We start from the raw sequence: 10,469 nt of genomic DNA on the forward strand, positions 1-10,469 counted from the left end.
GGAATTCTGCGTCGTAATGGACTGCCGAAATCAATGGATTTTAGAGAAGTGAATCAGACATTTATTTCCAGTGTCAGCAATCAACGTAATCATATTCCAAGAAAATCATTGAATTACAGAACACCAATTGAGATATTTTTGAGCTATGTACAAGAAGCATTTTATTCTAACTTAATTTGACAAATCATATAACAAAAAGACATCTGGTTGTCCTATAATTAAATCGGCAAAAAAAAATCATAGGAGGATAACCAAATGTCCATAACTAAGAATATCAAATGTACGGATGAAAAGACAAGTCATTCCATCAAACAAATCTTGAACATCAAAGATTCCCATATTACCTTTTCAAAAGATGCCATTAGTAAAGAGCGCGTTCATGGCCGTATGGCCAATGTATTTACCGGATTATTAACCGGAGAAGTGCATCGTTGCGAATGTTGTGGATTTGATTCTATCATCCGTCATGCTTATCATGATAGTTGGATTCAGTTGCTTCCGTATCAAGAAGTACCAACTTATCTACACCTGTACAAACAGCGTTTTCGTTGTACCCAGTGCCATCATACGTTTTCTGCCAAAACCTATTATGTAGCGGAAAATTGTTACATTTCACAGGCTTTAAAATTTGCGATTGCTGTGGATTTGAAGAAAAAGATCTCAATGAAGGATATTGCACAGCGGTATTTTGTTTCCACAAAAACCGTTGAGCGCGTTTTAGATAGCTTCTTTGAAGAGCCACGAAAAAAAATCAATTCTCTTCCCAAGCATCTTCTAATTGATGAATTCAAAGGAACGCGTGATTGTGAAGGAGCGATGTGCTTTATTCTTAGTGATGCTGATACTGGCAAAATCTTTGATATCTTAGATGATCGGCGCAAATTCAAGTTACGAGCATACTTCCAACGGTTTCCCTTAAAAGCCAGGAAACGTGTGACACACATCGTGATGGATATGAAGCCTCTTACGATGCAGTGACGAAAGAAGTCTTTCCCAATGCGCGACTCTCTATCGATCGCTTCCACATCATCCAACAAATGACGCGTGCATTTAATACCCAACGAATTCAGACAATGAAGCAGCTAAAGAAAAGCGATCCACAAGCGCAAAAAGATTACCGAAAGCTGAAAAAATATTGGCGAACAATCCTAAAGAAAAATACAAAACTAAACTACACCTCTTTTAAGCAATTTCCCCTCTTCCAAGGGAAATACATGACGGAGTCGGAGGTGCTTGATTACTTACTCTCTATAGATAACCAACTACGACAAAGCTATGAAGTCTATCAAGAGTTATTAGCTGCTTTTGATGCAAAAGATTTTACTGAATTTTTCAATCTCATTGAATCATTGCCACATTCCTTGAATGATGGATTTAAAAAGGCAATTTGTTATCTGAAAAAGCACACAGAAGCCATCACAAACTCCTTAAAATATCCCTATTCAAACGGAAAATTGGAGGGAAAGAATAACCTCATCAAAGTAATCAAAAGAATTGCTTTTGGATTTCGGACTTTTCGTCATCTCCGGATGCGTGTCCTGATCCAACAGAACATCTGTGAAATCATTTAATAACGCAAAAAAGGAAATGCCGAAGCATTTCCTAACATACGATTTGAGCAAAACAACAGCAATTGACAAAGAGCCCATAAGTCTCCTACAAGTAACAATATCCGAACAGTATATAGTATTGCTCCTGCGGTACAGTGAATTCTCGTCGCAAAAGTCCGAAGAATCCATCCTAGCAATTGTATATTATTCGGTTTAACTTGTTGGATGATGACTTATGTCACAGTCCCGTCTTTTCCTTGCGCTCATTCTGTGGCAGCCTTTTTTATTTTGCTTTGACTTGTTCTTCGATTTCTGCGACTAGGGCATCATCGTTTAAGCCAGTGACTTCTTTAATGACTTCTGTTAGTGAATTGGCAGCTAATTTTTCTGCTAGTTGGACACTTTGTTGATCATTGTCATCAGCATAATGGAAAATCATGCCCACCACTTCTAGTAAATGTTGGTACCTCAATCCACGTTCTTTTAATTCTCGGATGGGGCGAATGAATCGTTCGTCATAGCCTAATTTACGAATTGGTGTCCGTGCTACTCGCGTGATGTCATCAGAAATATATGGATTTTCAAAACGGCCTTCAATTTTGTGTTGGTAGGCTGCGTGAACTTCTGGATCAAATGACCATTTATGAATCAATAAATCCCCTGTTTCACCCAAAACGGCTTTGAGTTGATTTAAAACCCGTTCATCTTGGATTGCTTCATCAATGGTCTTATAACCATAGTAGGCACCTGTGTAGGCGACAGTCGCATGACCAGTATTTACAGAGAATAATTTTCGTTCAATATATGGTTCTAGATCAGGAACATATTCTACCCCTTGCAAGTGAATCGCTTTGGCTTTCATTTGTGATTCATCAATGACCCATTCACAAAATGGTTCCACACTGACAAATAATGGATCTTCATGATGTTGCAAAGGAACGATGCGATCGACAGCAGCATTTGGAAATCCGATCCACTCTGTCACGTATGGTTGATCTTCATCAGCTAAATACTTTGCGACTTCTTTTTGTAAAAAGGCAGAGCCGCCGATCATATTTTCACAGGCAATCACATCAAGTGGTTTTTCCACATTGGCAGCACGGCGTTTTTGGATCCCTTTCGCAATCAGTTCCGCGATAAACGGCAAGATATTAGGACCAATCGCTGTCGTTACGATATCTGATTCAAACACAGCATCCACGACGGCTTCGGGTTGATTTTTGTTATTTATACCATCGACGTTTTTCACTTCAATAGTCCGATGTGCTTCTTCCGCTAGCTCAATCGTATAGCCTTTGCGTTCATCTAAAGCATCGATAATTGTTTCATTAATATCGACAAAATGAATTGCAAATCCATTCGCTGCTAAAATTTCACCAATAAATCCTCTACCAATATTTCCTGCTCCAAAGTGTGTTGCTTGCATCTTACTCTACCTCCTCAAGATAACTTACAATTTCTTCTGCTGATTGTGCATCAGCTAATTTCACGACATTTTCAATATCTGAGCAAAAGATTGCAATCTTTTGTAACAAATCTAAGTGTTCACCATCTTTGCCGGCAATACCAAACAAAATCATCGCTAACTGTTCATCGTCCTCGGTCCCGAAGTTGACACCAGCAGGCACTTGAATAATCGAAATCCCTGATTTTTTGACATATTTTTTGGCCTCATCGGTCCCATGCGGAATCGCGATAAAATTCCCCATATACACCGAAACTAGCTTGTTGCGCTCAATCATCGCCTCCACATAATCATGCTCGACGCATCCTGCTTTGACCAGTAATTCACCACTCGCGCGAATGGCTTCTTCTTTTGTAGCATATTGTTGATTGACTAATATTAATTCTGGATTGACATTCATGCTCTTTCCTCCTAATTCACTTCTCGAATTTCGTCAACGAACAACGAACTTAACAGATGATAAATTAAGTCTTTGTCCCCTTTTTTATAAATTTCAATGTTTAAATCACTATCAATAACCGAACTACTAATTTTTCCTAACAAAAGCTCCAATTCATGATTCAACGGCTCCGGAGCTAATAGTAACAAGATTCTCGACAACTGAATCGTACTACCATCCATCGCAGCAATCGGTACTGAATCAGATAATTCAAATATCCCAAAATAGGGCAAATTCACCTTTTCAGAAGAACAATGGAACAAAGCAAAATTGGTATTCGGTATGCCGATTGGTGCAATTTGATAGCGACGATAGACCTTTTTTGCTACTTCCATTGCATCTTGGACAATCACCCCTTGCAAGCGACCCATCATTTTTTGAATCGTCGCAAACAAATCTGGTTCAGTTGTTAGAGCATACATATCAAATTGCTTCAATAAATTATTTGCCACTCGCATTCGCTCGTAAATGCGTTCAAACGTGAGGACGGAATTTTCGACTGGCACGGACTTCACCTGTTCTTCAGGTAAGCGATGCGACTGTTTCATCAAGACCAAGCGAATTTCTGCCAATTCATCTTCTAATAATAACGGTGATATCATTTTGTACGGAAATTCAAATCCCGGTAAAAAAATGGTCGAAAGAATCAAATCATACTGCGCAAAGTTAATGTAATCCATCTGCGAAATACGGGCGACTTGCGTGGTTTCAATTTCTGGGACATACTTCGTTAACCGACTCTCAAGGATTTTCGACGTCCCAATCCCACTAGAGCACAATACCAAGACATTCGCTCCCCGTTGCTGTGGACTACGCTCCAATGAACTAGCAAAATGAATCAAAATATACCCTAATTCTTCCTCATTGAACTGCGCCTGAGGAAAATACACCCGCAATTGCTTGGTGATGGTCTGATATAAAGCCGGATATTTTTCAATCACTTTTTTTAATAGGGGATTTGCCTCTTTATCAAAACTTGCATAGTTGCGCTTCAACGCCGCGGACATATGCGCGGATAAGTCATAAAACAACGTATCATCTTTACGAAAATCATTTGTCGATTGCTGACTAACTGCCGCAATCAATTCTCTGACTTGATACGACAGCGTCACGTCATAGCTTTCCAAGAATATATTTTGCGGAATCTTGTAATTTACGCCGCTCAATTGACGTGCAAGAAAGCTCACTTCAAACGTCGCAACCAACTGACCAATCATCTTTCCTACAACTTGTAATATTTTTTGCGCATGCTGATAAAACTCTTCATCCTCAATCGGAAATTCTTCTTCAATAGGATGATGCAAGTTCATCCGATCAATCGAAATTGCTAAAATCAGTAAAATTTGCACCAATTGGTTGTCCGTCACATCTTGGAACAGTTGACTTTCGGAGATTCCTTGATTCGCCACATAGAGCGCCTCATTACTCACTAACTTTAAAAAATAGTTGCTGGATTTGTGGTGCAAATTGGTCTCTTCTAACCGCCGCAAGTGATGGAAGAAATCATATTCATTGACCCCACTATAAATTAAGCTACGCAACAGATTTCTTCGTTCACTCTCATCACCGACAATCGCTAACCCATCGCCTTGCACACGATCTAACATCAAGCGATAGTTATTTAAGCTTTGCTCGACATTTTTTAGATCAGTCATCATCGTAGCCGGACTGACACGAAACTCAAATGCCAATGACTGAATTGTTTCTCGCTCGGCTTCTACTAATAATTTTGCAGTAATGGCGCGTTGTCGCTCAAGAGTAGAACCAAAGTCATCGGTTTTTTCATTAGCTAATTCCGTTCTCAAGCGAACCAATGATTGCTCGTCTCCTAATAAAAGATAGCCTTTGCCCCGCTCTTTTACTAGTTGAATATCTAAAGGATGCAATGTTTTTTCTAAGCTAGATATTTCCCGATAGACCGTGCGCCGACTTACTTTTAGTAGCGTCTCTAACTCCTCTTGGGTAATGCCTTGGTGGTATTCAAGTAACAATTCAAGAATTTTTTTCTCTCTTGCTGAGAAATACATGGGAAACCCCCTTTTACTACATGATTAGAAAGCAGCGGTTTCCCCCTGCTTCCCAGTCAAATTATACTCAGGTTAAACCTTTTTTGCTTCTTTTAATGTTGCTACTACTTCATCATATTCTGGGGCTGTTAAGAAATTATCCACCGATACATGGATAGCGCTTGGCGTTTTTTGCGTCGCGCGTGTCGTTAATTCTTTTTGGCTGACAATCAACGCATCCGCTTCATCTTGTAAATTACCAATAGCAGAATTCGTCACCGGAATCGTCAAACCATTGTTTTTAACTAATTTTCTTAAAATACTTGCACCCATCGCAGACGATCCCATTCCTGCATCACATGCGAAGATGATATGCGTTACTTTACTATAGTCGTCGGTAACAGTCGCTTGTGGCGTAACAGAAGTAGCTGGAGTAGCGACTGGTGCTGGTTCTACATCCTCTGCTAATAAATGTTGGACGATTTCATCATATTTTGGACTATTCATGAAGTTTTCTACGGCAACAAATTCAGAACTTGGTGATTTCCGTTTGGCGCGTTCTTGTAATTCTTCTTGTGTCACAACCAATGCTTTCGGATCGTTTTGCAAATCGTTAATCGCTGAATTGCTTACAGGTAAATCAATCCCCGCTTTTTTCACTTTGTCTCGCAAAATACTAGCACCCATCGCAGACGATCCCATTCCTGCATCACATGCGAAGATAATTTTGTCAATATCATTGAAGCTTGTAGTCGATGTTGTAATAACTTGACCTTTGCTTTCTGCTTTTTGTTGTTGCACCATTTCTTTTGATTGATCAAACGTATCGTCTTGGGAATTGTCCATACGTAAGATAATAGAAGCGACGATGAATGAAACAACTGCACCTACGATGACCCCTGATAAGACAGCCACATAATTAGATAATCCTTTTGGTGTCATTAACAAGATAGCAAAAATTGAACCAGGTGAAGAGGCTGCTTTTAGTCCAGCACCTAATAATTGGAACATAAATGTACCTGAAACCCCACCACAGATAGCTGCTAAGAACAATGCTGGTTTCATCATAATGTATGGGAAGTAAATTTCATGAATCCCACCTAAAAACTGGATGATGATTGCGCCTGGTGCAGATGATTTTGCTGACCCTTTACCAAAGAATGTGAAAGCTAACAAAATACCAAGACCAGGACCAGGGTTTGCTTCAAGTAAGAATAAAATCGACTTACCACTAGTTGCAGCTTGTTCAGTACCTAGTGGAGTTAAAATACCATGGTTAATTGCATTATTTAAAAATAGTACTTTCCCAGGTTCAATGAAGACATTCGCTAGTGGCAAAAGATTCGCACCAACAATCACTTCTACTCCTTTTGATAACAAATGCGAAATCATTTCAACAACGGGTCCAATTCCATAAAACGCTAAAATGGCTAAACCAAAACCAATGAGACCTGCTGAAAAGTTGTTAACCAACATTTCAAAACCGGCACGAACTTTTTCCTTGAAAACATCATCGAATTTTTTGATACACCAACCACCTAATGGGCCCATGATCATCGCACCGATAAACATCGGAATATCAGTCCCCATAATGACACCCATCGCTGAGATAGCACCAACTACTGCCCCACGTTGGCCATACACCATTTGTCCACCTGTGTAAGCAATTAATAATGGCAAAAGATACGTCAACGTTGGTGTAACCATTGTCGATAGGCGTTCATTTGGCAACCATCCATCGCCGATAAAGAGTGCTGTCATAACCCCCCAAGCAATAAACGCGCCGATATTCGGCATGACCATGCTACTAAGATAGCTACCTAACTTCTGAGCACCGGCCTTAACTCCTTTTTTCTTTTCGACTTGTGCGCTGTTCGCCATGTCTATTCCCTCCTTATTACAATCCTCTACCTTCTCTACATTTCTATCATACAAGCAAAGGAAAAGGCTTTCAATAAAATAGCAGTCTAACTTTGGCACGCTTTTTTGTGACAAAACTATTAGGATGGCAGTTTAAACAAAAAAACACTAATCGTAAATGAACGCAATCATTTACGACTAGTGTCGGTCAAATTTTACTACTTATTCTACTGTAACAGCTTTGGCTAGGTTCCGTGGTTTATCAACGTCATAGCCACGATGTAAGGAAGCATAGTACGCAATCAATTGCGTCGGTACCACGGCTAATAGTGCTCTGCAATAAGGATGAACATCTGCTAAGATTAATTGATCACCCACTTTAGCTAGTGATTCACTACTAATCACAAACGTCTCAGCACCACGACTTTCAACTTCTTTTAAGTTTCCTCGCGTATGCGGTCCAGTCACTTCATCGTTGATTAAACCAAAGACTGGTGTACCTTTTTCAATCAGAGCGATTGTCCCATGTTTTAGTTCTCCTGCCGCAAAGCCTTCAGCTTGAATATAAGAAATTTCTTTTAACTTTAAAGCTGCTTCCATTGCAACATAGTAGTCTTCTCCTCTACCAATATAAAAAGCATTTCTAGTTGATGCCAAGATAGATTTCACTGATGATTCGATGGTTTCTTTTTCTGTGATGACAGCTTCCATCGCAGTAGCAGTCAGGCCTAATTCATGCACCACATCAAATTCTTTGGCTGCTTTGACACCGTTTTGGTTGCCATACGCTTTGGCCAGTAGATTCAAGACAGTGATTTGTGCTGTATAAGCTTTGGTCGAAGCAACGGCAATTTCTGGTCCAGCATGAAGCAAGACTGTATATTTTGCCTCACGAGAAAGCGTAGAGCCTGCCACATTAGTAATGGTAAGTGATGGGTAGCCTAATTCATTTACTTTGACTAACACTTGTCGGCTATCAGCTGTTTCACCACTTTGAGTTAAGAAAATAAAGAATGGTTTGCTTGATAATAATGGCATATGATAGCCTAATTCACTAGACAAATGAACTTCGACTGGAATGTTCATCATTGCTTCAAGTGCATTTTTGCTCGCCCACCCAGCATTGTAACTCGTTCCACATGCCACAATATAAATGCGATCACTCGCTTGTAATTCAGCTAACAACTCTGCATCAAACGAAAATGATCCGTCCAGATTCGCATACTCTTGTGTCAGACGACGTAGCACAGCAGGCTGTTCATCAATTTCTTTCATCATGTAAAAAGGATACGCACCCTTTTCCGCATCAGATGCATCTAATTCTGTAACAAATGGTTGACGCTCCACAGCATTACCAGCTTTGTCTTCGATTGAAATACCATCCGCATGTACGACAACAATTTCGCCATCATTGATTTCTACAAAACGATTGGTTTCTTTTAGCATCGCCATAGCATCGCTACAAATCACATTAAAGCCATCACCCAAGCCAATTAAAAGCGGGCTCTTGTTTTTAGCAACATAAATAGCATCTGGATTTTCCGTATCGATCAATCCAAAAGCATAAGAGCCTTTTACTACAGAAAGAGTCTTTTTAAAGGCTTTCAAAGCAGATAGATTTTCAGTTTGCGCAAAGTGTTCGACTAAATGCACAACGATTTCAGTATCTGTTTCACCTTTAAATTGATCTGCTTGTACATAGGTATGTTTTAGTTCATCAAAGTTTTCAATCACACCATTATGCACTAGTACAAAACGTCCAGACTGAGACGTATGCGGATGCGCATTTGCTTCACTAGGGACACCATGCGTCGCCCAACGTGTATGCCCAATCCCGATTGAGCCTTTTACATCATCTGATAATTTATCTTTTAATTGTTGAATTCTTCCTTGTGATTTTACCAAAAATGTTTCTTGTCCGTTTTCTAAAAAAATACCTGCTGAATCATAACCGCGGTATTCTAATTTATCTAAGCCATTTAATAAAATATCTTTTGCACGACTATTTCCAATTACGCCAACTATTCCACACATAGATAAAAATCCCTCTTTCGAATTAAAATATTGGTATACTCTATATTTATATCACAATAATCTATAATTTCAATGTTTTTTACGTTTTTTATCGCTATTTTTATAAATTGGTCTATATCATATTGCTAATAAAAAAAGCATCTATCACACTAAGATAGATGCTTTTTTGTGAAATTATCTTATTCAGACATAATCTGGCGCGTAAATCCTTCACCAATTACACTTTGCACTTCATTCACAATGACAAAGGCTTCTGGGTCAATTCGACTAATAATTTTTGTCACCGGAAGTAATTGTTGCCGACTAATAACGATATACAATACAGGCTTTTCTGCTTTTGAGTAGTAGCCCTGAGCATCAAATACGGTTATCCCCCGTTCAATCTCTTGATCTATCGCAGCTGCTAATTCCTCGTGGTGTTTTGAAATAATCGTCACCGCTTTTTTCGGATTGAATCCTTCCAACAAATAATCAAGTACCTTTGTTGAAACATACAAAGAAACGACTGTTAATATCAGACTCTCGATACCAATTACCGCTACTGAAAAGGCAACTACGAAAATGTCGCAAAACAATAACGCATAACTAACATTCCAACCCAAAAATTTATTTAATAACTTTGCGATGATTGCGCTGCCTGCCGTGGTCCCATTTCCTAGCATAATTAAGCCCATCCCGGCGCCCATTAATACTCCCGCACCTAGAGCAGCTACTATCCGTTGATTCGTCACAAAATGCCATTCGTGCGTGATATTTAAAAATAAAGACATACATAACATAGCTAAAATTGTATATAAAACAGTGGCTTTATCTAAAAAGCGCCATCCAATAATTAATAAAATACCATTTAAGATAAGATTCGTTAGGGCTGGTGACCACGCGTATAAATAATAAAGAATCATCGTAATCCCGGTGACACCACCCTCACCTAAATCATTGCTAATAGCAAAATAATTCACTGAAATCGCAAAAATAAAAGATCCAATAATAATTTTAATTGTGTTCGTTATTAATTTCGACATCGACTTTTTCCTTTCATCCTTTGTTTTCTATGCATAAAAAAAGCAAGAACAAGCTAACTCATTCTCACTTTATCATTTGCATGGCGACGTCCT

At 39.1% G+C, this 10,469-nt stretch carries 6 protein-coding genes and 2 pseudogenes; 2 read left to right on the plus strand and 6 right to left on the minus strand.

The annotated features are described in order from the left end of the window. Together HMPREF9088_RS11720 and HMPREF9088_RS09085 are read left to right on the plus strand one after the other, a co-directional pair. Window positions 1-180: pseudogene (locus HMPREF9088_RS11720) on the plus strand (IS30 family transposase); the annotation flags it as partial. A gap of 75 nt (window positions 181-255) precedes the next feature. Further along, window positions 256-1,571: pseudogene (locus HMPREF9088_RS09085) on the plus strand (ISL3 family transposase). A gap of 262 nt (window positions 1,572-1,833) precedes the next feature. On the opposite strand, the gene HMPREF9088_RS09090 reads toward HMPREF9088_RS09085, so the two are convergent. From HMPREF9088_RS09090 to HMPREF9088_RS09115, 6 genes are all read right to left on the minus strand, one after another. Further along, complete coding sequence (locus HMPREF9088_RS09090) at window positions 1,834-2,976, minus strand: mannitol-1-phosphate 5-dehydrogenase (RefSeq protein WP_007208929.1); 1,143 nt, start codon at window positions 2,974-2,976, stop codon at window positions 1,834-1,836. Window position 2,977: 1 nt separating this feature from the next. Beyond that, window positions 2,978-3,415 carry a PTS mannitol transporter subunit IIA gene (locus tag HMPREF9088_RS09095; RefSeq protein WP_007208930.1) on the minus strand — a complete coding sequence of 146 codons (438 nt, stop codon included), beginning with the start codon at window positions 3,413-3,415 and terminating at the stop codon, window positions 2,978-2,980. An 11-nt stretch (window positions 3,416-3,426) separates the two neighbouring features. After that, the gene (locus tag HMPREF9088_RS09100) at window positions 3,427-5,481 is read right to left on the minus strand and encodes a BglG family transcription antiterminator (RefSeq protein ID WP_007208931.1); all 2,055 of its coding nucleotides are present in this window, start codon (window positions 5,479-5,481) and stop codon (window positions 3,427-3,429) included. A gap of 72 nt (window positions 5,482-5,553) precedes the next feature. Continuing rightward, complete coding sequence (locus tag HMPREF9088_RS09105) at window positions 5,554-7,341, minus strand: PTS mannitol transporter subunit IIBC (protein WP_040366943.1); 1,788 nt, start codon at window positions 7,339-7,341, stop codon at window positions 5,554-5,556. A 201-nt stretch (window positions 7,342-7,542) separates the two neighbouring features. Then, a complete protein-coding gene (gene glmS, locus HMPREF9088_RS09110; RefSeq protein WP_007208933.1) occupies window positions 7,543-9,354 on the minus strand; it encodes a glutamine--fructose-6-phosphate transaminase (isomerizing) in 1,812 nt (603 codons plus the stop codon). 179 nt (window positions 9,355-9,533) lie between these two features. Next, on the minus strand, window positions 9,534-10,376 hold the full coding sequence (locus HMPREF9088_RS09115) for a YitT family protein (RefSeq protein WP_007208934.1): 843 nt from the start codon (window positions 10,374-10,376) through the stop codon (window positions 9,534-9,536). Window positions 10,377-10,469 lie beyond the last annotated feature (93 nt).

This window comes from Enterococcus italicus DSM 15952 (assembly GCF_000185365.1).
GTDB lineage: Bacteria > Bacillota > Bacilli > Lactobacillales > Enterococcaceae > Enterococcus_G > Enterococcus_G italicus.

Excerpts from the sequence above, each read along its gene's own strand:
- HMPREF9088_RS09100 (WP_007208931.1), bottom strand. The coding sequence starts at position 5,481 with ATGTATTTCTCAGCAAGAGAGAAAAAAATTCTTGAATTGTTACTTGAA.
- HMPREF9088_RS09105 (WP_040366943.1), bottom strand. The coding sequence starts at position 7,341 with ATGGCGAACAGCGCACAAGTCGAAAAGAAAAAAGGAGTTAAGGCCGGT.
- HMPREF9088_RS09115 (WP_007208934.1), bottom strand. The coding sequence starts at position 10,376 with ATGTCGAAATTAATAACGAACACAATTAAAATTATTATTGGATCTTTT.
- HMPREF9088_RS09095 (WP_007208930.1), bottom strand. The coding sequence starts at position 3,415 with ATGAATGTCAATCCAGAATTAATATTAGTCAATCAACAATATGCTACA.
- HMPREF9088_RS09090 (WP_007208929.1), bottom strand. The coding sequence starts at position 2,976 with ATGCAAGCAACACACTTTGGAGCAGGAAATATTGGTAGAGGATTTATT.
- glmS (WP_007208933.1), bottom strand. The coding sequence starts at position 9,354 with ATGTGTGGAATAGTTGGCGTAATTGGAAATAGTCGTGCAAAAGATATT.